This window comes from Microcoleus sp. PH2017_08_TRC_O_A (assembly GCF_020738665.1).
GTDB lineage: Bacteria > Cyanobacteriota > Cyanobacteriia > Cyanobacteriales > Microcoleaceae > Microcoleus.
Genome location: NZ_JAEQCE010000015.1, coordinates 19,245 through 45,199, shown reverse-complemented (window position 1 = coordinate 45,199; position 25,955 = coordinate 19,245). Strand labels below are relative to the sequence as shown.

Sequence of the window (25,955 nt, the reverse complement as noted above, 5' to 3'; positions counted from 1 at the left end):
CGCTTCGCTAACATGACTCGCTCCCCAGATGCAATATATATGTCCACCTACTTAGATATCAGTAGCAAGCAGCTTCGTTTTTTTAACTTGAGGGGAAACGTATGGCAGATATTATTGACTACAAAATCTACGGCGACGATTTGCAACTCATCGAGATTGAACTCGACCCCAAAGAAGGCGTCAGGGCCGAAGCAGGAACCATGACATACATGGAAGGCGACATCCAAATGCAAACATCCACAGGTGGTGGCCTATTTCAAGGTTTCAAGCGGATGCTGACAGGAGCGGGTTTTTTCATTACCACCTTTGTCAACGCCGGAAATCGCAAAGCCCGCGTCGCTTTTGCCGCACCCTATCCGGGTAAAGTAATTCCCCTCGATTTAGGCAAACTTGGCGGTAAATTTTTGTGTCAAAAAGACTCATTTCTCTGTGCCGCCAACGGGATTGAAATTGAGGTAGCTTTCACCAAGCGGCTGGGTGCCGGTTTCTTTGGCGGAGAAGGCTTTATTCTGCAAAAATTACAGGGTAACGGGTTAGCTTTTGTTCATGCGGGAGGAACAATCGTTGAGAAAAATTTGGGAGTTGGCGAAGTGTTGCGGGCGGACACTGGTTGTTTGGTAGCTTTTGCGCCGACGGTAGATTACGATATTCAGTTTGTGGGCGGCTTTAAAAATGCTTTATTTGGTGGCGAAGGCTTGTTTTTAGTCAAGCTAACCGGGCCGGGTAAAGTGTATTTGCAAAGTCTGCCACTCTCGAAGTTGGCTGAGCGGATTATGGCTGCAACTCCAGCTCCAGTAACGAGCAGTTCTAATAGTTTTAGCTTCGAGTAAAAGGTTCGTAGTGAGGACTTCAGTCCGCATTTAGCTCAAATACTCGTTACCAGGCTAAGAGGTTTTTAGTGAAGACTTGAGTCCGCATCTTACCCAAATACTTGTTACCAGGCTGTACCTGATAACCAGCAAAAACCAGCAAAAGGGAAACAGCCTGGGAACAAGTAAATGTATCCAAAACAGGCGAGGCAGAGCCTCTGGACTTGGGATAAGGGGTATAGCGAAAGGAACCAGTAATCGCAGGATGTGACTCATTGAGATTTGGAATGACTTTGGAGAAATTTGATAAGATTTAAATTTCTATTATTTCTACTTACCAGATCCAGTGGAGTTTGACCAGAATCATTTTTAGCATTAACATCAGCTCCTCTTTGAACCAGTAATTCCACTGTCAGAAAGCTCTCTATACTGGCAGCCGCGTGCAGTGGAGTACCAATATCAGCCTTGGCATTAATATTTGCACCTTTGGCTATTAAAAGTTGTGTTAATTTTATGCCATAATATTGAGTCTTAGCTGCTATATGCAGTGGAGTCCGGCCCCGAATATCCTTAATATTGATATCCGCGCCCTTGGAAATTAATAGTTCGGCCATTTGAATGTTGTTAGGCCCGAAAATAGCCACTGACAAAGGAGTTTGTGAACTATTATTTTTCGCATCAACCTGCGCTCCTTTAGTAATTAATAAATCTGCTAATTCGATCGTATCGTTTCCTATCATACTAGCAATCAAGTGAAGTGGAGTTTCGCCGCCTTCCGATCTGAAATTAACATCTGCTCCCTTATCAATTAGTTGTTCGATAAAATATTTGTTTCTATTGACACTCAACAAGGCACATCTCAGCAGGGAAATTTTAATATTTGAACCCTCGGAAAGCGGCTCTGGGTTGCCTCCCCATTTGAGATAATTTATAGCAATATCGCTGTTTCCTGTGCGAATTGAATCACACAGCCTTGAGGGGGTACCTCCCAAGAACTGAATTATTGTATACTTCAATGAAATGGGAAGAACAAAAACTGCAATTATTATTATTAAAGTTCCAGTTCCGCCGGCTATTATTTGCGATCGCACTTTTGGCGATAGATTCAAATTTTTGCATCGATCGCGAAGGATTGTTAGTAACGAACTTTTACCAGTAATGTCAATAGGCTGAAGGGCTTTCAGCGCCGCTTCTGCATTAGGAAAGCGACGTTTGGAGTTAGGCTCCACCATCTTCTTGAGCCACTTAATAAACAGTGGATTCAGTTGGGGTGCTATTCCCTGAAGATTGAAGCGACTGTTGTCATCAACTAAATTCCCAATATTAGCCGATCGAGTATTAGTCACCAAAGCGATTAAACTCGCCCCCAAGCTGTAAACATCTGAAGCTTCGCTGAGGGGACGATTAAATAACTGTTCTGGAGACATAAACCCCATTGTCCCCGCACAGACGCTGCTGATAGCATTTTTTTCTTTGCCAATCCGAGCAAAGCCAAAGTCTACTAGGTAAACATTTTTTTGTTTGTCTATTAAAATGTTTTCTGGTTTGATGTCCCGATGAATCACTGGCGGAACATGACTTTGTAAGTAAACCAAAATTTCTAAAAGAGAAACAGCGATTTGCTTCATTTCCTCTGGTTTAAAAGTACGGCGCTTGTCCAGGGATGAAGCATCTTTGTATTCTTGTACCAAACAAAATCCGGCTGCTGTTTCAAAAGAATCCCTGTAGCCAGGGATGCGCGGATGATTCAATGCTTTGAGGACTTCTATTTCTTGTTGGTAAGCTTTAAATCCCGACCAATTAGAATCTTGTTGGGCGAAGCGAAATTCTTTGAGGACTACCTTGATTGGCGGGTTGACACTGGTATCAAGTCCTAGAGATGTGACGCGCCCTCCTTCTGGGTTGCGTCCTAGTTCTTTGACTGTTTGGTATCGATTTTGCGCCGTCATCTTGCCCGCTCCTCCTATTTTGGCGTTTTCTGCAACAGCCTGTTTCTCCGGCGGTTGAGCGAGAAATGGAGTAGAGGCGATCGCATTTTAAGAGTCTGTATTTTTTTAGCTTGAAAGTACCTGCACCAAGCTGTTGCCATATTATAATACCAGAATCACAGACTCTTCTGAAAAATCAACAATCCTTAACAAAAAGGAGAATAATTACAAAATATCATGTTAAACTGGTTGTAAAATAGTCTTAAATATCTAATCTAGTACGTTGCCTAATGCCAGCACTGTCAAGGTGTAATTAACTTGTTTACGCTATCGCAGCGATTGAACAGTAGCAGTTATGTAGGGTGCGTCAGTCAGTAGATGTTTCGGCTAGCTCAAAGACTATAGGCTGACGCACCTTCCAAAGACAATTAAGGACAAGCAGTTATGTAAGGTGCGTCAGCCCGCAGATTTTTCGGTTTTTCCAGAGACTGTTTACTGACGCACCCTACAACTAAAATTCAGGAAAATCAAGAAAAATCAGTTGTTGTATATTGCGGAATTAAAGTTATGAAGGGAAAAGTATTAGAGATAGAAAATTTGACTGTTAGTTTTGATGGTTTCAAAGCCATCAACGGTTTAAATTTCAGCATGGATGCGGGGGAACTGCGAGTTATCATTGGCCCTAACGGTGCGGGGAAAACAACTTTTCTCGATTCGATTACGGGGAAGGTGCAGCCGACGGAAGGGCGAGTGATATTTAAGGGCAAAAATTTGCGCCAATTGTCCGAATATCAGATTGCGCGTCTGGGTATTGGCCGCAAGTTTCAAACGCCGCGAGTTTACTTGAATTTAACGCCGCGCGAAAATTTGGAGCTATCTTGCAACGGCAATAAAAATGTATTTCCAACTCTGTTTAAGCCTGCTCCTGCTGCTGAAAAGCGCACGGTGGCGGGTTTGTTAGAAACTATTGGTTTGGTTGCTAAGGCTGATGTTTTGGCTGGTTTGCTTTCTCACGGGGAAAAGCAGTGGTTGGAAATTGGGATGTTGGTGGCGCAATCTCCTGATTTGTTGTTGGTGGATGAGCCTGTGGCGGGTTTGACTGATGAGGAAACTGTGTTAACTGGAGAGTTGCTGATTTCGCTGGCCGAAAGTCATTCGGTGTTGGTAATTGAACATGATATGGAGTTTGTGCGGCAAATTGCGCGGCAGGTGACGGTGTTGCATCAGGGTGCTGTTTTGTGCGAGGGAACGATGGATGAGGTGCAAAATGACGATCGGGTAATTGAGGTATATTTGGGAAAACCAGAAGAGTGAAGAAGTTCGGCAACGGATTGTGTAACGGATGTAACGGATTACCGATTACTAATTACTAATTATCAAACATATGCTGCAAGTTTCTGATTTGAATGTTTACTATGGCGAAAGTCACATTTTGCGCGGTGTCGATTTAAGTGTTAATGCGGGGCAAATGGTTTGCTTGATCGGCCGCAATGGTGTTGGCAAAACTACTATGCTAAAAACCCTAATGGGCTTGCTGCAACCTCGCAGCGGCACAATTAATTTTGGCGGACAATCTATTGTCTCTAAGTTGACTCACCAGCGGGCTAAATTGGGGATTGGTTATGTGCCTCAAGGGCGCGAAATTATCCCGCGTTTGACTGTTAAAGAAAATTTATTGTTAGGGTTGGAAGCGAAACCAACTCTGACCAAAAATCCTGAAGTTCCTGATGAGATTTTTGAGTTATTTCCGGTTTTGAAGACTATGCTCGATCGCATGGGGGGCGATTTGAGCGGGGGACAGCAGCAGCAGTTGGCGATCGCTAGGGCTTTGATGGGTGAGCCGAAATTGCTGGTTTTGGATGAACCGACGGAGGGAATTCAGCCGTCGATTATTTTAGACATTGAAGCTGCTGTGCGCCGGGTAGTTGCGACTAGGGGAATTTCGGTTTTGTTGGTGGAGCAACATTTGCATTTTGTGCGGCAAGCTGATTGGTATTATGCTATGCAGAAAGGCGGGATTGTGGCTTCTGGAAGCACTAGCGAGTTGAGTGATGAGGTGGTTCAGAGGTTTTTGGCTGTTTGATTTATATTTTTGGACTTATCAATACCAAAGAAACCGGGTTTTTTATGCGATTAAGGGTTTTGATGCAGTAGCTTCGTAAAAAAAACCCGGTTTCTGCCTCTAGGAAAGATTTTGTGATTAATTTTTTCGGCCGTCTGGCATGGTTGTGCCGGCCATGCTGGCTCGATCGATACTAGCGCCATCTATATTAGCATTCCGGAGGTTCGCATTTGACAGATTTGCGTCTCTGAGGTCGCAAAATCGCAAGTCTGCACCGTCTAAATTGGTTCCTGTCAAGTTGGCTTTTCGGAGGTTGGTGTTGCTGATTCTCGCTCCGATTAACTGGGCTCCGCTTAAGTCTGTGCGAGCCATATTGGTGTTGACAAAATCTGAGATCTCGAAGGTACTACCGCTGAGGCTGGCGTCTGATAAATCTGCTCCTGTGACGATCGCATTTTTTAAGCGTATGTTAACTAATTTTATAGCTCGGAGGTCGCAACGGACGCAGCTTTGGGTTAGCAACAGCGTTTCGACGTTGGCGTTGATTTGGTCAATTTGTTGCTGGGAGAACCTTTCGGCAAATTCTGGGGAGACGTAACCGAGCTTTTTGGGATCTTCTGCTTTTGGTTGGGGTGTTGGTGTTTGGGGTGTTGGTGTTTGGGGTGTTGGTGGTTGAGTTGTCGGTGGTTGGGGTATTTGTGGTTGGATGATTGGTGGTTGAGGTGTTGGTGTTTGGGGCGTTGGTGTTTGCCCGATCGCCCTTAGTTGCAGCCCCACCTTCGGATATTCTAGAGTGGCGGCAGAAATTAGCAGGGCGATCGACAGTATTGTGATTTTTTTCATAAATAAATAACTTCTTGCTTGCAAGAATACCATTTACAGCAAATTCTCTGTAAAGATGGTACACTCAATCGAGTATATTAAGCCAAAAATAAAACATTCCTGATTTCAGTCAAAAGTGTTACGGTATGCGATCGCAAATAATTAACCTATGCCTTACAGTAAATTTACTCTCAGCAAAGCTGTAGAGGATTTCAATCTTACGATCGTTGAAGGCGCGCGTTTCTTCCCCGAAATTGCGCCAGTCACTCCTAGTCTTTTGCTTCAGGATACTCTTAAAGAAACGATTCCATGGGCGATCGCAGTCAGCAGTGAAAAAGCTCGATCTGAGGGGATTATCAATCCTGTGTTGCTGGAAGTCAAACGGCAGCTTCAAGGGCAGATTAGCGTTTTTTCCGGCGAAGAATTCAATGTAGAACCGGAGGCTGAACTCACAGGCTATGTGGACTTTCTCCTAAGTCGTTCCCCGGAACAACTATTTATTAAAGCCCCTGCGGTTGTCTTAGTGGAAGCCAAGAAAGAAGACCTTAAACCAGGTTTGGGGCAATGCCTTGCAGAAATGGTTGCCGCTCAACGTTTTAACCAACAAAAGCAACAGCCGATATCGACTATTTACGGAACCGTAACTAGCGGTACAGTTTGGCGGTTTCTTAAACTAGAAGAGCAATGCGTATCTATCGATCTTACTGATTATTCTCTGCTTCCGGTTGAGCAAATATTGGGCTTCCTCGTTTGGATGATGACTGAAAATTGCTAGATATTAGGTTGGGCTAAATAGAGCCAAATTCAGATAAAAAACTTCGGAACCGTCAGGGGCGCGAATCAACTTTTCTATTACCGCAGGTAGTTGCTGTTGGCGGTACAACTCTGGAATTTCGCAGAAACTTTCTTCGGCAATTTCCAAGATTTTCGGCATATCAGGAATGGGAATTCCCAAGCGATCGCTTTTATTTAAGCTGCAAACAATCAGGTAGTTGCAGTCAGCAATACTCCGACTGCTAGGAAATATTTTAGATAAATTAATCAGGGTAATTAGTTCTTCTTGGTGCCGAACTAAACTTTGACCGCTATCTAAAAAACCGTAGGGATTAAAGTCTTTGACAACACGCTGCACTTTTTCTATAGGAACCGCATAATTAACGTTTCCCAGTTCAAAGGACACAAGTTTTCGAGGAGGAGTTCTGACAGCGCCTTGTTTCTTGCTGCGAAAGCGGCGATTGTAATTCGTGTGAGTCATGCGATTTTTGATTTTAGATTGGGAATCTATTCGTTACCAGGCACTGCTGGGAAATAGTATTTTTTTCTAGGTATGTAGTTGCGCTTCAGCGCTCTTTGTATATATATGAAAGAGCGCTAAAGCGCAACTACGTACCTTTATTTAATGTTTGATTAATTTTGGTATTGCTTCTAAAAGTTGAGATTCACTGTAAGGTTTCGTAAAATATTGATTGGCGCCTAATTCCATTGCCATTTGTCGGTGTTTTTCGCCGCTGCGGGATGTCAGCATGGCTACGGGAATCTTAGCAAACCGCTGGGTCGATCGCATAGAGCGCAATAATTCAAATCCATCCATCCGGGGCATTTCAATATCGACAATCGCCAAACTGCAATCAAGACCATTTTGCAGCTTTTCCAGGGCATCCAAGCCGTCTTTAGCCTGAACTACGCGGTAGCGGGCACGAGTCAGCATCAGAGACAACAACTGCCGAATTGTATAGGAATCGTCCACTACCAAAATCTGGGGCGACTGACTCGAAGTCGGCGCCACTTGTGGCACTTTACCAGACACAGGGGCGATCGAACTATTGGATAAAGGTTGACCCACCAAATCATCCACATCCAAAATAGTTACAACTTTACCGTCCCCCAAAATCGTACTCCCCAAAACCCCGCGAGGCTTGGATAGAGGAGGCGGCAAAGGTTTAACCACAATTTCCTGCTGGCCGATCAGGCGTTCCACGGCCACCGCCAGCATTCCTTCGGTAGAAGCCAAAACCAAGACGGGAATGTGATCTTGAGTCAAAGGGTCTGGAGAGGGGCCATCGGGCCCGACGACGCTGTATTCGAGCAAATCTTGCAGTCGCACCAAACGAATAAATTCATCCCGCCACCACAACATCGGCTGATTGCCGGCGGTGTGAACTTCCGAAGCTTTAATATGCAGAATTTCCTCGACTGCATCTAGCGGTACTGCTATTTTATTGCGATCGGTCTTTACCATCAAAGCCTCAGTAATCGACAGCAACAATGGCAGTTTGATGATAAAACTCGTACCTTTTCCCAGGCGAGAATCCACCTTCACAGTCCCCCGCACAGTCCGCAAATTTGTTCGCACCACGTCGAGTCCGACTCCTCGCCCGGAAAGATCGCTCACTTCCTCGGCAGTGCTGAAACCGGGCCAAAATAGAAAATCATAGAGTTCGGCAATCGAAAATTCTTGGGCTTGTTCTTCCGTCGCTAAACCCTTTTTAACTATTTTGCGGCGAATGATTTCCGGGTCAATACCTTTACCGTCATCGGCGACAGTAATAATAGTTTGGCCGCCTTGGTGGCGGGCTTCGATTTCAATTTGACCGCTGGCGGGTTTGCCAATTGCTTGCCGAACTTCGGGCATTTCGATGCCGTGGTCAAAAGCGTTTCTTACTAAATGTACCAAGGGATCGCGCAAAGCGTCGAGCAAACTTTCGTCAATTTTGGTATCCCTTCCTACTAACAGCAGGTTGACATCTTTATCGTAGGTGAGGCACATATCCCGAAGCGCCCTCGGTAAGTGGTCTACGGCGCGACTGAAACTCACGACTCGCAACTGCATGACGCGGCTGCGAAGTTGTTCGGTGATGCGGCGCAGTTGGTCGGTACTGCGCTCGAATTTCATTGCTAAGGTGTCTAATTTGGTGGCGGATTGAGAAATTGCTTCGGCGGTTTCGATGACTTCTGCGGCGGTTGAGTGGAACTCTGTATAACGATCCATCTCTAAGATATCGAAGTGAGAATGGTCGATCGAGGATTTGTCGTTAACAATCAGTGGAAATTCTGTTTCATATCCTGCAAGTTTTCCTAATCCCGAATTGCCGTTTCCTCCTCTCCAGTCTGCAAAACTCAGTCTGTCGTATTCTTCGCGCAACTGGCCGCCGAATTGATTTAAATCTACGATACTGCGGCGGATGCGTTTGACTTCGCCGCGCAATTCGGATTCTTGCAGTTCCAAATTTGTACGGTTGATGACTAATTCTCCGACCAGATTCACTAATTCTGTTAACCGTTCTAAGTCTACGCGGATTGTTGGTCGCTGCGGGTTGGGGAGGGGGGGAGAGGGAGAGAGGGGAGAGGGGGAGAGGGGGAGAGGGGGGGAGGTTTCGGATGTTTGTGATTCGTTTGGGGGTGGGGGGGAGATTTGGGGGAGTTCGTTAGCGCAGCCCTCGAAGAGGATCGCCCTTCCGTCTAATAGCTGCTGGCGTGCGGTTTGCAACGACTGGGCGATCGCCCAACCCTCCGACTGCAACCGCTGTAAAGTCAAATCTGGAGAGTCTATCAAATCTCTGAGGGGTTCAGCGACTTTCCCAAAATCCGGCAATTGCAGCATTCCAGCCAAGCCGGAGAGTTGGTAATAAACCTGGTTGAGGGCGGTGACGCTTTTTGGCAAATCTGCCTCCGAAGCTTGGGAAAGCTCAGTTTCTAGGCGATTGAAGATTGGCGGCAATTCGTGTTCAAAAATCAGTTTCAGGGTTTCCGGGGCTGCCGATCGACTGGCTGCGGGAACGGGCGGCGGCCCCGGCTTGCCGTACTTGGCCTCGAACTGGGCATGAATTTGGGCGATCGCCTCCAGGTTTGACCTTTGATCGGGAGTGCTGACATCCGAGTGGTGAATTGCTTCGGCCGCTATCTTTTTGAGAGCATCCACCCCTTGCAGCAAAACAGTTATAGTGACCGGTTCCAGGGCCGACAAGTCCGTGCGATCGCGCAAAATGACAAAACAGTCCTCCAGCGTGTGAGCCGCCGCCGACACGTCTTGAAAGCCCAACATCGAACCCGCACCTTTAATCGAGTGAGCGGCCCGAAACATTTCTTTAACACCCGCTTGTCGCCCTTTCAAATCTGCGCCTTCCATCGCCAGCAGGTGAGTTTCCATTGATTGGAGAAACTCTTGCGTTTCTGCGGTAAAAGCATCTATTAATTCGTTTAAATCATCATCATCCATATATAGCAGTTGACAGTTGACAGTTGACAGTTGACAGTTGAGAGCTTGCCGTGAGCGTAGTCGAATGGTTGACAGTTGACAGTTACAAGGTACGGGAATCAAACCGTTTATGCTATAGGGTTCTAAGCTCTATTCATCAGGTTATTTATGTGAGCGCCGGATGTGGCGGTTGCTATAAATATGAATATCGGTGCCCAGTACTTTTGAACTATTACCGATAACCTCGGTTTTTTATTAATCCTTTGAACTCAACGAACTTTCTTTCGTTATTTCCGATTGCAAGCCAAGTTGTTGCCGCACTGCTTGCAATGATTTTCCTCTTTTTGCCTTCGGACGATCGCTTGGAGCCGGCACATCGTCAGCAGAAATAACTGGCTTTTTTAGAGCAGCCAGGAGTTGGTTTAATTCTGCTTGAAGTTCTGCCAATGATTCTCCATAAGGTGCAGTTTCTTTTTCGGCGCAGGCTGCGATCGCACCCGTATCGTCATAATACACCGTGCGAATTGTGTACCCGCCATCCTCAAAAAATACTCGATAATCCCAGTTCATCATAGTTCTTCCTCTTCCCCTTGAAATATGTATTTATTCCCAGGCTTGCCAGCGATGCGCTCTATACTGACAATTTTAACTTGCTGCTCAACGTTGTACAAAACGCGATATAGCCCCACTCTCAATTCCCATTCTGCTGTATTGTTTGGACGCAGGGGTTTCCGGTTGCGCGTCTCCGTAGTGGGTTCATAACAAAGGTTAGCTTCAATACCGTCAACAATTACATTCTGTTCGTGTTTTTTAAACCACTGCAAATCCTCAATTGCTTGGTCTGTAAACTCGATTTCAAACACGATAGCTGCACCTTAAAATATTCCAAATACCGATCTATGCTAGCATTCATCATCGCACACTGTGACTTCTTAACGGGAGCCTCTTAATATCATCTCCGAAAAGGATGACCCTAATAAGATTGGTTTGTAGTGAGGACTTTAGTCCGCATCCATAGAAGGACTAAAGTCCTCACTACAAACCTTTGACTAATAACTAACTGCGGAAATTAGCCACCGACTTTTGCAATTTGCTGACAGAACCGGATAAATCATCAAGCGATGCTTTGACATCGGAACCTTTTTGGGCAGTTGTATTTGCAATCTCATTGACTTGCTGCATACTGTTAGAAATCTCCTCAGCCGAAACAGTTTGTTTAGCCGAAGCGCGAGTAATATTCTGCACCAAAGCATTCATTTCTCGACTAACTTCGATGATGGCATTCAGGTGAGTTTTAGCTTCGCTTGCTAGCTTAGTACCTTCCACTACCTCCAGTGTCCCCGATTCCATTGCCTTCATCACGCGGCTGATTTCTTCTTGAATTGTACCCACAATTTCCGAGATTTCCTCAGTCGCGCCGGCCGATCGCTCTGCCAACTTCCGCACCTCTTCGGCGACAACCGCAAAACCTAAACCTTGTTCGCCGGCTCTGGCTGCTTCAATCGTAGCATTGAGAGCTAACAAATTGGTTTGGGAAGCCAGTTGAGAAATCGAAGTGACAATTTTGCCGATTTGTTGCGAAGATTCGCCCAAACGCTTCATCATTTTTGAGGTAGAGGCGATCGTCAACCGGAGCTCGTTAATGCCTTCGACAGCGCGATCGACCGCCATACCGCCGACTTCTGCGGTGTGAGAAGACTGCTGAGCAACGGTTTCGGCGCGCACCGAAACATCTCGCACGTCGCGGATCGAATTCACGATTCGCTCGATTTCCCGCATGATTGCAGATATTTTTTCTGCTTGAACTTCCGCCTGTTGAGTGAGTTCGCTGGTATTGTTAATTGACTCGCCAGTGGCAGATGTTACCTGTTCGGCTAAAGTTTGAATTCCCGTTACCACCTTCCGCAGAGAACCAATTAAAAAGTTAAAAGAGTCGGCGACAGCACCTAAAACGTCATTCGTTACTTCCGCCCTGACTGTCAAATCCCCTTGAGCTGCGCCTTTAATTTCTCCCAACAGTTTGAGGACTTGCTGCGTCATCGAATCGGCTTCAGCTTTGCGTTCGGCTGCAAATTTTTCCAGTCCTTCCTCTGCCTCTTTGCGCTCGGTAATGTCAAAGCGGATGGCGATATATTTGACTATGGTACCGCTAGTATCGAAGATGGGGGCGATCGTGGAATCTACCCAATAAAACGAGCCATCTTTGCGCCGATTTTTGATTTCCCCTTTCCACACCAAACCGCGAGAAATTGTCAGCCACATTTCGGAAAAAAATGCTTTGGGATGGTAGCCAGAATTGACAATGCGGTGGTCGCGGTGCAGCAGTTCTCCCATGCTGAAACCGGATATTTGGGTGAATCTTTCGTTAACGTAAGTAATTATGCCTTTGAGGTCAGTTTCGCTGACGATCGCAGCTTCATCGAGGGCATTTTGCCGCGTTTTGAGTTCTTGCAGCAAGCGTTCCTGTGCCTCGGCCAACTGCTGCATCTGCTGCTGCGATGCTTTTTCCTGGGTGACGTTGCGGCAAACGACTACACCACCTTTAATTGCTCCTGTTTCGTCTTTGAGCGGCCGGCCGTTAATTTTGACCCACAGGCCCTCAGGCTGGGCTGCGTGGCGGGTGAAAATATCTACATCGTCAACGGATTCTCCTCGAAGCGTGCGTACTAAAGGGATGTCGGCTGTGGGATAGGGAGTGACGGTATCGGGCAAAAATACACCGTATTTTGCCGCCCACTCGTTGGGGAGAGCATCTGTGGAACCCGAGCCAAACATATTTGTAGCGGCGGGGTTGAACAACACAAAATTGCCATTGGCATCGGCAGCAACCACGCCGTCGCTAATGCTGTTAATTAGCAGTTGCAAGAGATTGCTTTGCCCTCTAAATTCCTCTTCAGAACGGGCTAATTGGGCTGTTGTTTCTTGCAGTTGACTAATTGTTTGTTTGCTTTCGGTAATGTCGCGCGCGACTGCATACATGATCTTTTCTTCTATTAGCGGTCGCGATTTCCAGGACAGCCATTTGTAGGAACCGTCTTTGCAGCGGTAGCGATTTTCAAAAGATATTGTTTCGGCACCGCCGGCTACTTTTGCCGTTTCTGCCAAGGTTTTTTCCACGTCTTCGGCATGGACAAAATCGATAAAAGATTGGTTTTGGAGTTCTTCTACTGTGTAGCCGAGGGTTTTTGCCCAAGCGGGATTGAGACGCTTGAATTTGCCTTCAAAATCGGCAATGCAAAGCAAGTCTAGGGACAGGGTGAAAAATCGATCGCGCTCTGCTTCGGCTTTTTTGCGATCGGTAATTTCGATCGCCACACCGCCAACACCGATCGGTTTCCCGTCCTCTCCGGCCAAAGGAAAGTAAGAAGCCAGCCAATCTCGGATTACGCCCGGTTGATTGACGGTTGTACCTGCAACCTCAATATTTAAAAGCGGCTGGTTGTTTGCCAAAACCCCCTGCAAAATCGGCTGTAGAGTATCGACCATTTCCGGTATCACTTCTCTGACGGTTTTGCCTAGGTGTTCGGCAACTGAGACGCCGGTCGTTTCGGCCAAACTTTCGTTGACTTGCACGAACCGCAACTGCTCGTCAAAAATAAACATTGAGGCTGGGGACGCTGCGAAAAATGCGTCAAAGCGGGATTGACGCAAAACTAATTCTCGTTCTAGGGCTTTGCGATCGGTAACTTCCAGAACGAAAGCACCGATACCAAGGGGTTTGCCGTCCTCTCCCGGCAAAGGAAAGTAAGAAGACAGCCAATCCCGCACCACATCTGGGTGGGCAGTGGTAGCGTGGGAGACTTCGAGATTTAAAATCGGTTCGTTGGTACTCAAAACCTGCTGGTACAGCGGGCCGAGAACCGGTGCCATTTCCGGTTCGGCTTCCCATAGGGTTTTGCCGATGTATGCTGAAGCCGGCTGACCTCCAAGTTCGGCAAGCTTTTCGTTGAACTGCATGAACCGCAGTTGGTCGTCGGTGATGAACATTCCCGCTGGTGCTGCGGCGAAAAAGGCATCAAAGCGAGCTTGACGCAAAGAAAGCTCTCGTTCTAGGGCTTTGCGATCGCTCAGATCGCGGCCTTCTGGAATTAATAGCACGACTTTGTCGCTCTCGTCTTTGATGGGTTTGAGGGAGAAGTCAAGGGTTGCGAGGAAACCCCCGGTAAGTAGGACTTCCGCTTCGTAGCGAACTACCTCGCCGGCGGCGGCTTTGGCGACAGCTTCTCGTACCTGTTGCTTGACTTCTGGGGAAATCTGCCACCACGGGGTTTCCCAAAACGGCTTGCCTACTACCTCTTCAATCCCCACCTCAGCGGCAAGGAGGGCTGTTTGGTTGATTTCCAAAACAGTACCGTCTGGCTCTAGCAGCCCCATGAATTGTAACGATTGGTCGAAAATGGCTCGGAACAGTCTTTCGCGATCGCGCAGCATTTCTTCTGCCCGTTTGCGATCGCTGATGTCGCGGGTAACTGTTGCCAACCCCATCGGCTCTCCTGTTTCTGGGTGTTTGACTGTAAATACGCTGTAGTCAACGGGAATGCGATCGCCGGTGCGAAAGTGCTTCAACCGAAACTCGCCCCGCCAAGAGCCAGTCTCCATGACGCACGGCATAATTTCTGCTGTGAATTGCTGGAGGTCTTCTGGAAAAAAGAATTCCCCCGTATTCTTAGTTTTGAGTTCTTCGGGAGAGTTGAGTCCCACTAGCTTAATGCCAGCGGAGTTCAGGTAAAATGGCTCTCCCTCCATTGTTGCCATCCCGATAAAATCCGAGCTACTTTCGACGATCGATCTCAATCTTTGATTTTCGATTTCGGATTGCTTGCGCCCTGTAATGTCGTTGTTGGTTTCTAAAATTGCTTTGGGTTTTCCCTGTTCGTCTCGCTGCAAATTCCAGCGGCTGAATACGGTAATTTTGGTGTGGTACTTCGTGGTGTGAATCAGTTCTCCTTCCCAATAATCCCGCTCTGCTAACTGTGCCGATATTATTTCTAAAGGCTGGGGAAACATGGTGTGAAAAAGAGTGTGGGTCAGTTGACCCAAAGCTTCTTGTTTCGTGAAGCCGTACATTCTCTGGGCGCCTTGGTTCCAATAATTAATCGTGCCGTCAATGTCTCGAACAATCAAAGCATCGCTGGCAAGGTCGAGCATTTGCAAGTTCTGCTGCAAGGCTTGTTCGGTGCGCTTGCGTTCTGTAATGTTGCGGGCGATCGTTGACATAAATTCAACTTCTCCGCTCTGGGATTTGTGGGCAATAATTACTTGGGAAACGGGTATTTCTTCGCCGTCTAAAGTCTGCCAAATTGTCTCGCCGCTCCACACCCCGTCCCGGCAAGCTGCGGGGATACCAACTTCCATCAGAGTGTCCATACTTTTGGGCGATGTTACGTCAGAAATACTAATTCCGGCTAAATCTGAGTCCTTGCCAACTCTCAACATTTCTCTGGCTGCGCGGTTGAGATAGATGCTGCGCTGTTGGGAGTCTGCCATGCCTACCCAGTCGGTGGTGGTTTCTAAGATTGCTTTGAGCCGCAATAGTTCTTGTTCGGATTCGCGCCGTTGTGTGATGTCGCGCGAGAAGCCGAGAACGCCTAGAATCTTGCCTTCTGCGTCTTTGAGGGGCGATTTTTGGGTGTCGAAGATGTGTACTTTGCCGTCTGCTAAGGAGGCAATGTCGTTGGGGTTATGGACTTCCTGACCGTTGAGTACGGCTGTGTCATCAGCGCGCCAGCCTTTAACTTGTCTTTGAGGATCTGTTTGGGTATGGAAGTTGCCGAATATTTGCTCTGTGGGTACGTTGAGTTCTAGGTCATCTTTGCCTAGCATTTCTGCTTGGGTTTTGCCGAAGGCGGCGGCGAAACCTGCGTTGACTAGGCTGTAGCGGAAGTTTCGATCTTTGACGAAGATCAAGTCTGGGGTAGCGTCAATAACTGTTCGCAGCAAGTTTTGGGAGCTTTCAGCCTCGGCGAGTGTCTCCCGCAGTTGTTCTTCCATACGCACCCGGTTGGTGATTTCTCTAATGGCGCAAACGAGGACTTTGCTGCCGCCGGCATCTACAAAGGTAGATTTTTTGACCGACAGAAAACGGGTATTTCCGTCCGGTTCAGTAATGGTTTCTTGGGTTTCGCTGCTGGTGTTTGCCCAGAAAACTAATTGGTTTTTTTCTTCATATATGTCTGCTTGTTCTTTGGGCAAGAAGTCGCGGTAAGCTTTGCCAATTAGTTCCGATCTGCTGCGACCGATGTATTGACAAAAGGCATCATTTAATGCTAGCCAGCGGTGCTGTTCGTCTTTGACATAAATCGGGTCAGGGATGGTGTTGATGATGTTGTTTAAAAATTGTTCAGAGGCTTTTAATTGCTCTTGAACAGCGGTGCGATCGCGAACTTCCTGTTGCAATAGTGCGTTGGTTTGCTGAATCTGCTCGGTTCTGTCATTGACTCGCTGCTCTAGTTCTGCGGTTAGCTGCTGCAATTTGGCTTCTGTCTGTTTGCGCGCTGTTATGTCGCGGCCTTCCGCGAGAATTTGAAATACTTCTCCTGTTTCATTTAACAGGGGCTTAAATGATATGTCAATTACTGTCACCTGGTTGTTGGCTCCGGTGATTTCGTATTCTTCCCGTACAAACTTGCCTGCCGAGACTTGTTTAATGTTGGTTTTGAGGCGCTGCTGGTTGGTTGGGGATGATGCCCACCAAGGTGTGTGCCAAAATTTTAGCCCCAGCACTTCTGATGGTTCCAAATCGCCCAATTCTAATGCTGTCTGATTTGCTTCGATCAGAGTGCCGTCTGGGTTCAATAATGCGATTAGTTGAAAAGCTTGGTCGAAGATTGCCTGAAATCGCTGGGTTGTTTCGCTGAGGGCTTGTTCTGTTGCTTTTTTGGAGGTAAGAATTTGGGTGGAACCTACTAAGAATTGGTAGCGGTTGGACAGACTCAAAAAGGCGATCGCCGGAATGACAGTTATCCAATCCGATACAGTTTGTGCCACATGGGAGTGCGGCAATCCCAGGTATTCGGCTGCGTGGCCGCTGTGGCCGAAAGCGCAGCTCCAAAATATGGCTGCTGTGACTGTGGCGAAGATGTCGAACCCGAATTGACGGTTTCGCCACAAACCTAAGCTGATTAGCGAGGCGATCGCAAAGTAACAGAAACAAATAATACAATTGGCAATCCCAGCTACCAGCGAAATAGAAAAGTCAGGTAATGTCAGGGTGAATGTCGTGGCGATCGAACTATAGATAAAATTCATGATAAAATTAAGAATTGGTAAATTAAAGGCGATCGATTTTAGATTTTAGATTTTAGATTGACTCCATATTCTTCCTTTGTCAATTGTCAACTGCCTAAAAACCTCACTGTCAACTGTCAACTGTCAACTGTCAACTGCCAACTGCCAACTGTCAACTGTCAACTGCCAACTGTCAACTGTCAACTGTCAACTGTCAACTGTTTAATTACCAGCGTTCGGAATGGGCGATCGCCTCGACATCCACTATCATTAGCAAGCGTCCTTCGGAATTGTACAAACCTTTTAAGAAGGGAGCCAAGTCGGGACTGACATCTACTGCTGAGACAGTGCGATCGGGATTTAGAGACAAAACTCCTTCGACACGGGAGACAGCCAAGCCCATCCGCATTTTCGACAATCTCACATCTCGCGGATCGGGCGCTTCCACCACTAAGATGCGGCTGCTTGGGTGGTGGGTGTCAACCGGATCGAGCCCAGCAAACCGTCCGAAGTCTGCTGCTGCTAGGATTTCGCCCCGCAAGTTGGTTAATCCCAACAAAAATGGCAGGGTGTTAGGAACCGGGGAAATCGGTTGTTCGTTGAGGGAAAGAACTTCCCGCACTGCTTCTAACTCTACGCCAAAGAGACTGCCTCCTTGACCGAAAAGGAGAAATTGCTTTGTTCCAGTTGTCTGATTCCCCGCCGCCTGGGTAGCAGTTGTTTTCATTCCTGATTTTTTGTTTCTAGTGTATCTTACAAATGAGGAATTTGCTTTGCTAGGAAAGCCGATCGCTCCGAGAGTTTATCTGGATCGGTTTTACAGGATCAAATGGTTAAATAAATAGCGGGCTGGGCAACTGGAATGATTTCTCTAATATATCTACCACTTTTAAGGAATTTAGAAACCATGTTTGTTGAAAAAAAAACTGGGTTTCTCGCTATGATATTTGGTGAATGCTACTGAACACTTGATATAGCACAAAAGAGTGTGAGTGAGGTCAAGCGCGATTACCAATTACCTATTGCCAATTACCTCACTATTAGGAGAACGGCTATATTAGACCTCTTGCAAAAAAAATATATGTTATCCTTAAAAGTTTGCTCAAGTTTAGGTCAAACTTTGAATTATGGGGTTGATTGGCATCTCCTTAAACTTGTTCAGCCTGCTAGATTATAAAATTGTCTAAACTTTCTATAATAGCACAAAATTATTTTGCAAGAGGTCTATTTTGTTTAAGCCCAAAGCAGTCGCTGCACGATGTTGACGAGTTGCTGAGGCTCAAATGGTTTGCTGACGTAAGCATCGGCGCCTAAATCGGTTCCCCAAGCTTTATCGATATCGGTGTTTTTATGAGTACAAAATACTACTGGCAAGTGTGCAGTGGCGCGATCGCCCCGCAATTCTCTGATCACTTCAAATCCGTTCATTCGCGGCATCACTACGTCTAACACCACGAGATCCGGCGGCACTTCTCGGATCAGCGCGATCGCTTCTTCGCCGTCACCAGCCCGGATCACCTGCATTCCGGCATCTTGAAGAATGCGACAGATGATTTCCAGTTCGCTGGGAACATCGTCCACTACTAAAATTTTTGACATAATTTCACACTTCCTTACTATTGTTCACGGCGGATAATCTCGCTCCAGAAGCTGCTGGGGTGATGGCTTTCGCCCCGCTTCACTACGGTTATTTGATTGCGCCATTTTGCAAACAAATCAATGCACTTCTAAATACAATATAGCCGGTCACATAGCCTCAGCGAAGAAGGAAGAAGGAAGAAGGAAGAAGGAAGAAGGAAGAAGGAAGAAGGAAGAGGGAAGAAGGAAGAGGGAAGAAGGAAGAGGGAAGAAGGAAGAGGGAAGAGGGAAGAAGGAACAAGAAAGAGGGAAGAATAAGCCAGAATAAGCCAGAATAAGCCAGAAAGAAGAAGTCCGATGAAGTCGGAAGAGAAAAAAAGCTATCCCTGCCTCCGTGACTTCCGTGTCGCGAATCAAGGGAATTGGGAATTCCCAATTCCCACTTAAGAATGAGAATTAAATAACTTACACAAGTTTGTGGGGTGGGCGGGAGAGCCCGTCCAAAAAGGGCGGGATCTCCCGCCCACCCCACAATAACAATTAAAATTGTAAGTTATTTAATTTGCGATCCTTAGCCGCATTTAAGCTTCGATAATTACTCGCAAATTGCCGCGTTTTTTCATCACCCGACAAGCGGTTGAGGAACCAGATCTCTCAAATTCCAAATCTAGCAAAGTTGAGCCTATCCTTAAGTTGTTTAGCGACAACTTATTAATCGATTCTGGTAAGGCTGGATCGATAATTCGCAGTTGGTTGTTAGGGGCATCGGGAACTAAATTTAACATCATTTGCAACAGTTGAAAAATGCTGCCAGTTGCCCAAGCTTGGGGCGAGCAAGCTACAGGATACTGCACGGGGCGATCGCTCTGGCTGTTGCGCTCGTAGCCGCAAAAAAGTTCGGGGGGACGCTCGTAGGGTTGCAGCAAAGTCATGTCAAATAAGCCTTGAGCTACTTCTAGGGCTTGTTCGACTCGGCCGAGCGATCGCAATCCCATAGCTGTCAAAGCGTTGTCGTGCGGCCAGACTGAGCCTGTGTGGTAGCCTATGGGATTGTAGGCGGGAGATAAGGAGGATAGGGTGCGAATTCCCCAACCGCTAAACATATCTAGGGCTTGCAATCTTTCAGCTACGCTGCGAGCTTTTTCTCGCGACAAAATGCCGAGGTGCAAACAGTGTCCCGGATTTGATGAAATGCTGTCTACAGGTTTGCCTTGGCCGTCTAATGCTAGGGCGCAATAATCTAAATCTTCGATCCAAAAATCGCGGTTGAATCGGGTTTTTAGGTCTTTTGCTTCTTCTAGCCAGCGATCGCATAAATCGATGCGTTTCTTGATGCGGGCAATCTCTGCCAGCCTGGTTTTGGCAGCGTAAACGTAGGCTTGGACTTCGCAAAGGGCGATCGCTCCTTCTGCAATGACGCCCGATCGGTTGACGATGCAATCTCCCGAGTCTTTCCAGCCTTGATTTGCTAAGCCGCGCTGGGATTTTTTGTAATAGCTGAGGTAGCCTGTGGCGGCACATTTGCGATCGATCCATTCCATCGCTGCCAAAGCATTTGGCCACAAAAGATCTAAAGTTTGGCTGTCGTATGTCCAGGCGTAATATTCAGCGTAAAGCATCAACCACAAAGGCGTAGCATCGACTGTTCCGTAATAGGGAGTGTGGGGAATTTCGTTGCAGCGAGCCATTTCTCCCATGCGAATTTCATGCAGTATTTTGCCCGGTTCTTCGTCGCGCCAATCGTCGTCGGTTTTGCCTTGATAGTGAGCTAAGGTTGTCAGAGTTTGTCTGGCTAAACTTGGATCGAGAATTAAGATTTGAGCAGCGGCGATGATGGAGTCGCGCCCGAATAATGTCGAGAACCAGGGAACTCCGGCTGAAATTGCTTTGCCTTTGCCAAAGGTTTGTCGTAGGGAATAAATGTCTTGTTCGGCGCGTTTTAGGAGTCGATTAAAGGTGTTTTTATCTGACTTAATTCTGGTAATTTCGGTCAGCCATTCTCGCTCTTCTAAAAGTTCCGCTGCTTTGGCTTGAACTAGGTTTACGGGAGTGGTAACTTGGGAGATCGATTTGCCGTCGATCAGCATTTTGAGCCGATATCCCAATTTGATTGCTTCGTGGGATTTTAGGGAGATGCGCCATACTGCTGTATTCCCCTGAAACAGTGATGGTGGCTGGTTGTAAAACTCGATCCGAGATTCCATTACTAAGCCGTCTAAACCTTGGTAGGCAAGGGTTAAATCTTGTTGAAGATCGCAGAAAGGATATGGGGCGATCGCTCGATCGCCGATCGAGTTTTTTGCTGATTCTTGAATTGGCACATTTGGGTTTTCTACTGCCGGATTTTCACCGTGGCTATTGCCGTTTGCAGCGTCAGGAAAAGCTGCTTTGTCTGCAAATTCGCTGGGGGATGCTCCGTCGGTTTTTTGGGGCATCAGGCGCAGGAGTTTCCCGCGCTGGGAGCGGCCGTAACCCCGGACTTCAAATAAGTCTAAGAAATCTGAGCTGAAGCTGAGACTTATTTCAAAGCTGACTGGTTTTGTGGTGAAGTTGGTGATTTCTATTTCTTCAAATAAACCGCCGTTGAGCACCATTTCTCGCCTGATGCCGATGGTTTCTGCCTGGATGCGATCGTCAATGCGGGGATTGGAGCATAAAACTGTTTGCAGGTAGCCTTTTTCGGCGTTGCTGCTGAGCAAAATTGGCGATCGCCCTTCTATTTGCAATTCTAGGCGGCTGAGGAAGCGCGTGTCGTGGCAAAACAACCCAAAGCTAGACACGTTGTCGTCTTCTAAGCAGCCTGAGATGTTGCCGAGGGTGTCAGTAATCAGAAATAAATCATCGTCTTTGAGGGTGAGTGTTGGTTGAGGTCGATCGGCGATCGCGCAAGGCCACTCGGTTACGGGTAACTCCGCAGCAGCGACAAATGTTTTTCCTTCTATTTCATAGGTATCGGTCATTGTTTACAAAAAGTGGATTCCCAGCTTTCAAAAGTTTAATTTTCTTGAGCTTTTGACTCTTGACTTTTTGGCATTAAATTTTGAGACGAAGCACCCTGATGTAATGCTTCACTATTGAGATCATACCATTTTTTTTCAACTGATGCCAGCAAATAGTTGACTTCCTAAAATAAATTTCATTTTTCTTAAATCCGGACTAAAAAGTGAAGTGCTCGGTAAAAAATCAGCATGATATCGACCAACTAATACAGCAGTTTTTAATAGACTTATTGCAAAAATAGCTAGGACGGGCTAGAAGCCCATCCCACATTTTTTTCTTGTGGGATGGGCTTCTAGCCCGTCCCCAAAATAGCTAGGACGGGCTAGAAGCCCATCCCACATTTTTTTCTTGTGGGATGGGCTTCTAGCCCGTCCCAAAAAATTAATTAAAAAAACTTTTGTAATATTATCTAATCTTCTGAAATACATTAGGGACATGGCAATGCCGTGTCCTTCTTCCTCTTGCTGCTGAGAATCTTCTACTGAAAGTTCGAGCCTGTTTTACGACAACTAAAATGACAATTAATTAAACTCAGGTAAAAACCGGGTGTTTCCATAAAACAACCCGGTTGATTGAATGTGGTAAGTAAATTTTCGATAACTAAACCTGCCTTGCGTTTAATTTGTCCTCGCCCAGCTATCTGCCGTGCAGTTCTAATTCTGTCAAATGATGCGCGTGACCGTTTTGAGAAAATCGCTCTTTTAAAATTTGTCGGTAAACTGCTTCATAGCCATCGACCATTGTTTTAACGCTGAAGCGATCGATCGCGTGTTGGCGACAAGCGCTGCGATCGAGTTCTCGGGCCGGCTCGATGGCGGCGATACATTCTGCCACGCTTTCGCACAGAAAACCCGTTTTTTCGTGAACAATAACTTCGGAAGTCGAGCCTAATTTCATGGCAATTACGGGCGTTCCCGTTACCATGGACTCAATCATGACTAACCCGAAAGGTTCGCGCCAAGTAATCGGAAATAATGTGGCGACTGCACCGCCCATCAGCACGCTTTTTTGGGCGTGGTTGGCTTCGCCTAAATATTCTATTTGCTTGCCGTCAATGTGCGGCTTGATTTCTTGCTCGAAATATTCGCGATCGACAATATCGACTTTGCCGGCAATCTTTAAATGCCAGCCGGAAGCCTTAGCAATTTCTATGGCTAAATGAGCACCTTTTTCGGGCGAAATACGACCGAGAAAAGCTAAATAAGGAGGATTGTCCGGCTGCGGGTGAAATTCGTAAGTCGCCGGATCGATGCCGTTATAAACTGTGGCGACGTAGTTGAGATTTAATCTATCTTCCCGCTGAGAGTTAGAAATACTTAGATAGGGCTGAGTGCGGGCCAAGCTAAACATCTTCTCGTTGTCTGGGGTAAAAATGCCGTGGAGGGTGTGAACTGTGGGCGTTTTTACTAAGTGCGAGTAAGACAAAGCTGTGCAGCCTACGTGGGAATGAATGATATCAAATTCTCCGGCTTTTCCATATACTTTGCTCAGTTGCATCATATCGTAAATGCCGTATTCTTTAACAGTGGGATCGAGACGCAGCGCTCTGGGGTGAACTGATTCTAAAGTAGCAGAAGTAATTGAATCGCCGGAGGCAAATAAGGTGACTTCATGTCCCCTTCTGACTAATTCTTCGGTCAAGAGGCTGACCACCAGTTCAATTCCTCCGTAAGCTGGGGGCGGAACTCGCTCGAACAGGGGGGCAATTTGGGCAATTCTCATCACAAACCTTCTAATTTTATTTACTGTAAAATTTCCTACGCGATTGAGGATTGTTACACTAGGTAGTGTTAGCAACTTCTCTTAACTTTTAAGTTACTGTCGCGCACAACTAAATTTAATAACAATTTACAAATTTAGTCTATGCTACTTGAGAGGGAGATTGTGATTTCAGTTGACAGTTGACAGTTGATAATTGACAGTTGAGTGCGACCTCTACCTGGAAGTCCGAGGATGGGAGTAATGAATAGTCTGATTTTAATTTCTCAAGGGCGATCGGGCTTTGGGCTTTAAACCAATTCTTTCGGGTAGGGCGATCGCACTTTTGTTCTTCTTTTTTGAGTTCACAGGGCTACTGCTGCACGGACAAGTTGAGTTGACTTCTGCCGAAAGAGAGAATAACACGCAAGCGATCGATTTTTCCCAGTCGTACCTTCCCTGAATATCGAAAATTGTGTAAAATATTACAATCACAGGACAGACGCGCGGGCGAGCCAATCAACCGGGTTTTTCAATTATGATCGATCGCACACTTGCGAGAGATTTCTCTACAAGAGTCGGTTGAAAGTTGACAGTTGACAGTTGACAGTTGAAAGTTGACAGTTGACAGTTGACAGTTGACAGTTGACAGTGACTTCTACATGGAAGGAATATAGTGCAATACCGTTTACTTAAGACAGATCCCCCCTAACCCCCCTTGAAAAAGGGGAGTAGGGGGTGGGACAAGAATGCTCTCAAAGTCCCCCTTCTTAAGGGGGATTTAGGGGGATCTCCGGCGCATAAATAGTGTTAAGTCAACCGTATTGGAATATAGTGCTGTCGCGAACTCGCAAGTTGTAGAATACGCGAGCTCTTGCGTGCTCGCACTATAATAAAAAAATGCTTTTCGCAAAACAGAGATGCTCCCCTTTAAACCAATTCTTTCTGGTCAAAAATTGCATCATGCTAGTGCAGCAACTTTATAGCAAACAAATTATAAATATGAGCGTTCAGTTTCGCCAAATTCAACTACCGGAAAATCCCACCCAGCCACTGCCAGAAAAAACAAAAAATGCGGGAAGCTTTGTACAGAAAAGCAAGCCAAATGTTCCCGAAGTGAAAGCAAGTGTTTTGCGAGAAATGGCAGAAATTATAGCAGATATTGAGAGCGATCGAGCTGACAGTATTACTCCTCTAGAATGGACTTATTGTCTCTGGGCTAAATCTCAATGGGATCTAAAAAATCCCGTGAAGCGAAGCTATCCCGTAGGGAATCGCACCAGAGAAATATCTCAAGCTATTTGGCTGGTAGCTCAGAACAATGTGCGCCTGAAACAGCAGTTGTTGTGGCGTTTGGCGCTGCATTACAGCCACCAGTTAGAAAATCCTGTTTCTAGCAATGCTCCCGCCCTCGATCGAGCTTTGGTAGAGTGCTTTGCCGACTTTGCCAATACAGCGACTGGCACCGATGCTTTGCCAGTACAAATCATTAAAATACTGACCCGCGATTTACCGGATTACGAGCTAGCAAAATTGACTTGGCAATACCTAAAAACCCCAGTAGAACTATTAGGAAAAGCTCAGTTACCCGCAAGTATCCCCGTAGTCGATCGCGCCGGGCCACACCTTGCCGGAATTTTTGCCAAAAATCAGGTTGCCGATTTGTCGGGTGTAGAATGGCTGCTCAGGTGCTTGAAGGAAATGCCACCAGCGTCGCAACTTGCAGCAGTTGAAGAGTTGTTAGTTAAAATTTCGAGCGATATTCTCAAAAATCAACGGCCGAAATTGGTTGAGTGGGTGCGAGACGAATATTATCCGAAATTGCAGTTACTTTCGGCTCCCGCTCAAGAGTCGCTGAGGCGATGGATTGGCGGACTAAATTACAGTTATTTCCAGAAAACAATCGATTTGGTGGCCCGGATGCTGCGGCTGTCTGATGCGGAAATTAAGCAGTTGGAGGAGCGCCGGGATTTTTGGGCTAATTATACCGATCGCCTGCTGCGGGTGCGGTTGCTGTTGCCGCAGTCGTCTGTGAGCGCGATCGGCTACCAGTTGCCCTTTGATGTGGATATCTTGCCGGAAGACGGCAATCCTCCAACGGAAGTTTGCATTTTTCAGTTGGAGGGCTATTGCGCGATCGAGTTTTTCCGGGGCACCGGCGCCGAAATTCGGTTGATTAAGCGTACCAAAGAGAGCGATCGGCTGTTGTTTGTCAAAAAAGAACTGTCTGTTAAGCGCATCAGAAAATTAGGTGGCGAAGTGCACGATCGCGTTTTCATGTGGCAAAGTTCTTGCGAAAAGTGGCTGAAGCAGAAAAAAATTATGCCCAATGAGGGGACTAAATCTTTTCAGGGAATGTCGCAGTATTACGGCAAATATGATTCTACAAATGGCTTGAGAATGCCGGAACCTCAGGAACAAAAAGAGCGGGAAGTTTTATTGAAAAAGTGGCAGAAAGAAATGGAAAGTTTGGCAGCAGAGAGCAAATAGTCAGTTGCCAATACTATCTAAAGTAATAGTTGAATCGGGAGAATCTCAGTTTAGTATTACTTAAGCGCACAAAAAAGATGAGATGACATCAAATGTTTGAGCGTGGTTGTACCGTAAAATTTTGCACCGCATTCATCTCCTCGTGC

General features: G+C 46.5%; 18 protein-coding genes. 6 read left to right on the top strand and 12 right to left on the bottom strand.

Annotated features, from left to right (window positions below; all coding sequences use genetic code 11):
• The first annotated feature begins 101 nt into the window (after positions 1-101).
• On the top strand, positions 102-830 hold the full coding sequence (locus tag JGK22_RS06655; protein WP_293312573.1) for a TIGR00266 family protein: 729 nt from the start codon (positions 102-104) through the stop codon (positions 828-830).
• Between the two features lie 251 nt (positions 831-1,081).
• Here the strand turns inward: JGK22_RS06655 and JGK22_RS06650 are convergent, their stop codons facing one another.
• The gene (locus JGK22_RS06650; protein WP_293312571.1) at positions 1,082-2,758 is read right to left on the bottom strand and encodes an ankyrin repeat domain-containing protein; all 1,677 of its coding nucleotides are present in this window, start codon (positions 2,756-2,758) and stop codon (positions 1,082-1,084) included.
• Positions 2,759-3,304: 546 nt separating this feature from the next.
• On the opposite strand from JGK22_RS06650, the gene urtD reads away from it, so the two are divergent.
• Together urtD and urtE are read left to right on the top strand one after the other, a co-directional pair.
• Entirely contained in the window at positions 3,305-4,051 is a 747-nt protein-coding gene (urtD, locus tag JGK22_RS06645) for an urea ABC transporter ATP-binding protein UrtD (protein WP_293175173.1), read from the top strand.
• A gap of 70 nt (positions 4,052-4,121) precedes the next feature.
• Complete coding sequence (gene urtE, locus JGK22_RS06640) at positions 4,122-4,820, top strand: urea ABC transporter ATP-binding subunit UrtE (protein ID WP_293195982.1); 699 nt, start codon at positions 4,122-4,124, stop codon at positions 4,818-4,820.
• A gap of 117 nt (positions 4,821-4,937) precedes the next feature.
• Here the strand turns inward: urtE and JGK22_RS06635 are convergent, their stop codons facing one another.
• The gene (locus tag JGK22_RS06635) at positions 4,938-5,642 is read right to left on the bottom strand and encodes a pentapeptide repeat-containing protein (protein ID WP_293175169.1); all 705 of its coding nucleotides are present in this window, start codon (positions 5,640-5,642) and stop codon (positions 4,938-4,940) included.
• Between the two features lie 148 nt (positions 5,643-5,790).
• Between JGK22_RS06635 and JGK22_RS06630 the strand changes: the two genes are divergently transcribed.
• The gene (locus tag JGK22_RS06630) at positions 5,791-6,396 is read left to right on the top strand and encodes a hypothetical protein (RefSeq protein WP_293175167.1); all 606 of its coding nucleotides are present in this window, start codon (positions 5,791-5,793) and stop codon (positions 6,394-6,396) included.
• A gap of 3 nt (positions 6,397-6,399) precedes the next feature.
• Here JGK22_RS06630 and JGK22_RS06625 read toward each other — a convergent pair whose 3' ends face one another.
• From JGK22_RS06625 to JGK22_RS06595, 7 genes are all read right to left on the bottom strand, one after another.
• On the bottom strand, positions 6,400-6,876 hold the full coding sequence (locus tag JGK22_RS06625; RefSeq protein ID WP_293206266.1) for a chemotaxis protein CheW: 477 nt from the start codon (positions 6,874-6,876) through the stop codon (positions 6,400-6,402).
• 141 nt (positions 6,877-7,017) lie between these two features.
• Complete coding sequence (locus JGK22_RS06620; RefSeq protein WP_293191482.1) at positions 7,018-9,837, bottom strand: hybrid sensor histidine kinase/response regulator; 2,820 nt, start codon at positions 9,835-9,837, stop codon at positions 7,018-7,020.
• Between the two features lie 234 nt (positions 9,838-10,071).
• The gene (locus JGK22_RS06615; protein ID WP_293191484.1) at positions 10,072-10,389 is read right to left on the bottom strand and encodes a hypothetical protein; all 318 of its coding nucleotides are present in this window, start codon (positions 10,387-10,389) and stop codon (positions 10,072-10,074) included.
• Positions 10,386-10,679, bottom strand: a complete 294-nt coding sequence (locus JGK22_RS06610; protein WP_293175159.1) for a type II toxin-antitoxin system RelE/ParE family toxin — start codon at positions 10,677-10,679, stop codon at positions 10,386-10,388. The genes JGK22_RS06615 and JGK22_RS06610 overlap by 4 nt, the downstream gene beginning before the upstream one ends.
• Positions 10,680-10,872: 193 nt before the next feature.
• The gene (locus JGK22_RS06605) at positions 10,873-17,064 is read right to left on the bottom strand and encodes a PAS domain S-box protein (protein WP_293216430.1); all 6,192 of its coding nucleotides are present in this window, start codon (positions 17,062-17,064) and stop codon (positions 10,873-10,875) included.
• Between the two features lie 205 nt (positions 17,065-17,269).
• Entirely contained in the window at positions 17,270-17,770 is a 501-nt protein-coding gene (locus JGK22_RS06600; RefSeq protein ID WP_293142860.1) for a chemotaxis protein CheW, read from the bottom strand.
• 506 nt (positions 17,771-18,276) lie between these two features.
• Positions 18,277-18,642 (bottom strand): response regulator, encoded by a 366-nt coding sequence (locus JGK22_RS06595; RefSeq protein WP_293175153.1) that lies wholly within the window; start codon positions 18,640-18,642, stop codon positions 18,277-18,279.
• Between the two features lie 106 nt (positions 18,643-18,748).
• On the opposite strand from JGK22_RS06595, the gene JGK22_RS06590 reads away from it, so the two are divergent.
• Positions 18,749-18,949 carry a hypothetical protein gene (locus JGK22_RS06590; RefSeq protein WP_293175151.1) on the top strand — a complete coding sequence of 67 codons (201 nt, stop codon included), beginning with the start codon at positions 18,749-18,751 and terminating at the stop codon, positions 18,947-18,949.
• A 253-nt stretch (positions 18,950-19,202) separates the two neighbouring features.
• On the opposite strand, the gene JGK22_RS06585 is transcribed toward JGK22_RS06590, so the two are convergent.
• From JGK22_RS06585 to JGK22_RS06575, 3 genes are all read right to left on the bottom strand, one after another.
• Positions 19,203-21,581, bottom strand: a complete 2,379-nt coding sequence (locus JGK22_RS06585; protein WP_293191489.1) for an amylo-alpha-1,6-glucosidase — start codon at positions 21,579-21,581, stop codon at positions 19,203-19,205.
• A gap of 676 nt (positions 21,582-22,257) precedes the next feature.
• Positions 22,258-23,343, bottom strand: coding sequence for a glycosyltransferase family 4 protein (locus JGK22_RS06580; protein ID WP_293312568.1), 1,086 nt, complete (start codon positions 23,341-23,343; stop codon positions 22,258-22,260).
• 255 nt (positions 23,344-23,598) lie between these two features.
• Entirely contained in the window at positions 23,599-23,814 is a 216-nt protein-coding gene (locus JGK22_RS06575; protein ID WP_293206270.1) for a hypothetical protein, read from the bottom strand.
• A gap of 507 nt (positions 23,815-24,321) precedes the next feature.
• On the opposite strand from JGK22_RS06575, the gene JGK22_RS06570 reads away from it, so the two are divergent.
• The gene (locus JGK22_RS06570; RefSeq protein WP_293191491.1) at positions 24,322-25,809 is read left to right on the top strand and encodes an EH signature domain-containing protein; all 1,488 of its coding nucleotides are present in this window, start codon (positions 24,322-24,324) and stop codon (positions 25,807-25,809) included.
• Positions 25,810-25,955: the final 146 nt, after the last annotated feature.

What these genes read in the sequence shown, in the direction of transcription:
- JGK22_RS06655 (WP_293312573.1), top strand. Translation starts at nt 102, where the DNA reads ATGGCAGATATTATTGACTACAAAATCTACGGCGACGATTTGCAACTC.
- JGK22_RS06650 (WP_293312571.1), bottom strand. Translation starts at nt 2,758, where the DNA reads ATGACGGCGCAAAATCGATACCAAACAGTCAAAGAACTAGGACGCAAC.
- urtD (WP_293175173.1), top strand. Translation starts at nt 3,305, where the DNA reads ATGAAGGGAAAAGTATTAGAGATAGAAAATTTGACTGTTAGTTTTGAT.
- urtE (WP_293195982.1), top strand. Translation starts at nt 4,122, where the DNA reads ATGCTGCAAGTTTCTGATTTGAATGTTTACTATGGCGAAAGTCACATT.
- JGK22_RS06635 (WP_293175169.1), bottom strand. Translation starts at nt 5,642, where the DNA reads ATGAAAAAAATCACAATACTGTCGATCGCCCTGCTAATTTCTGCCGCC.
- JGK22_RS06630 (WP_293175167.1), top strand. Translation starts at nt 5,791, where the DNA reads ATGCCTTACAGTAAATTTACTCTCAGCAAAGCTGTAGAGGATTTCAAT.
- JGK22_RS06625 (WP_293206266.1), bottom strand. Translation starts at nt 6,876, where the DNA reads ATGACTCACACGAATTACAATCGCCGCTTTCGCAGCAAGAAACAAGGC.
- JGK22_RS06620 (WP_293191482.1), bottom strand. Translation starts at nt 9,837, where the DNA reads ATGGATGATGATGATTTAAACGAATTAATAGATGCTTTTACCGCAGAA.
- JGK22_RS06615 (WP_293191484.1), bottom strand. Translation starts at nt 10,389, where the DNA reads ATGATGAACTGGGATTATCGAGTATTTTTTGAGGATGGCGGGTACACA.
- JGK22_RS06605 (WP_293216430.1), bottom strand. Translation starts at nt 17,064, where the DNA reads ATGAATTTTATCTATAGTTCGATCGCCACGACATTCACCCTGACATTA.
- JGK22_RS06600 (WP_293142860.1), bottom strand. Translation starts at nt 17,770, where the DNA reads ATGAAAACAACTGCTACCCAGGCGGCGGGGAATCAGACAACTGGAACA.
- JGK22_RS06595 (WP_293175153.1), bottom strand. Translation starts at nt 18,642, where the DNA reads ATGTCAAAAATTTTAGTAGTGGACGATGTTCCCAGCGAACTGGAAATC.
- JGK22_RS06585 (WP_293191489.1), bottom strand. Translation starts at nt 21,581, where the DNA reads ATGACCGATACCTATGAAATAGAAGGAAAAACATTTGTCGCTGCTGCG.
- JGK22_RS06580 (WP_293312568.1), bottom strand. Translation starts at nt 23,343, where the DNA reads ATGAGAATTGCCCAAATTGCCCCCCTGTTCGAGCGAGTTCCGCCCCCA.
- JGK22_RS06570 (WP_293191491.1), top strand. Translation starts at nt 24,322, where the DNA reads ATGAGCGTTCAGTTTCGCCAAATTCAACTACCGGAAAATCCCACCCAG.